Consider the following 1,074-nt stretch of genomic DNA (forward strand, 5'->3'; position numbering starts at 1 on the left):
ACATAAGATCTCGTGCCAAGCTGGTCTCCATCGCAGATGCCACCTTGAATCATGCCCTACGCACGAGCGGAATCCCTTTTGTCAACACGACCTAGAATGCGCTTGAGCCTCCATGATTTTAGGCGAACTGGTGAGATCGAAAGGCGGCGCCGGTTCAATGGGGCGACCCCCGCCGGGGTTGGTCCCTGCGGAGGTCTAATGTGCGAGTTCTAGTTCTTTGATGAGTTTAGTGGACCCTTCCCAAGTCATGCACTTTGATAAAGTCGAGACCCTAATTTGAAGTTGTTCTTGGTACGTCTATTCGCTTTTTTGGTTACAGTTTTCGTGAATACCCTACCCTCCTGATCGCCTCTCCGATCCTTCGCCCGATCTCTTGGGGCGAAGGGGCGATCCATCCGATCAGGGCGACGAGGACGATCCAGGCGGGGATTTCGTTGACGATGACGGTCTCGACGCGATCCGCCCTGACCCTGTTCTCGGATTGCTCCTGGCGGATTTCCCGCGCTCTCGGCCGCACGATGCTGGGGGCGTTCTCGACCTTCAGGCCCTGGACGTTCTCGGCCCCGGCCTGGACATTGGCAGCGACGTTCGGGCCAAGGGGCACCGGTAAGCCGCCACACCCGGCCAGCAGGAGCGCCGCCGCGAGGATCAGTCGAGGCCGGAGAGGCATAGCGCGCGTTCCGCAGTGCGGCGGTTGACGAGGCCCGGCACGGTTCGGCCGCCCGCCTTGACCCACATTGTCAGCGCATCGCAGGCGCCGGGCAGATCGCCCGCGAGCGCGCGACGCGACATGCTCGACCGGCAGAAGGCGCCGGAGCCGATATTGTAGGCGGCCGAAACGAAGGCGGCGCGGGTCTCGACCGGCAGGACCTCGGGCAGACAGGGGCGGATCGTGGCCTCGAACTGCGCGGCTCGACGGGCGAGCTGCCCCCGGCACTCTTCCGGCGTGGCGGTCTGGCCGGGCCCGACGCCCAGGGTCTCGCCGTAGCAGATCGTCCAGACGCCCACGATGTCCTGATAGGACGCGGTGCGCAGGCCCTCCCAGGGGGCGATCAACGCGACGGCGGCGGCGAT

At 64.2% G+C, this 1,074-nt stretch carries 2 protein-coding genes; both read right to left on the minus strand.

The window, feature by feature from the left end; genetic code table 11:
• Positions 1-313: 313 nt before the first annotated feature.
• The gene (locus EV657_RS21395) at positions 314-670 is read right to left on the minus strand and encodes a bacteriophage spanin2 family protein (RefSeq protein ID WP_134079883.1); all 357 of its coding nucleotides are present in this window, start codon (positions 668-670) and stop codon (positions 314-316) included.
• Positions 649-1,074: lysozyme (locus EV657_RS21400; protein WP_208323345.1), on the minus strand; the 426-nt coding region annotated here is incomplete at its 5' end. The genes EV657_RS21395 and EV657_RS21400, both read right to left, overlap by 22 nt.

The sequence above is a fragment of the Rhodovulum visakhapatnamense genome, from assembly GCF_004365965.1.
Taxonomy (GTDB): Bacteria; Pseudomonadota; Alphaproteobacteria; order Rhodobacterales; family Rhodobacteraceae; genus Rhodovulum; species Rhodovulum visakhapatnamense.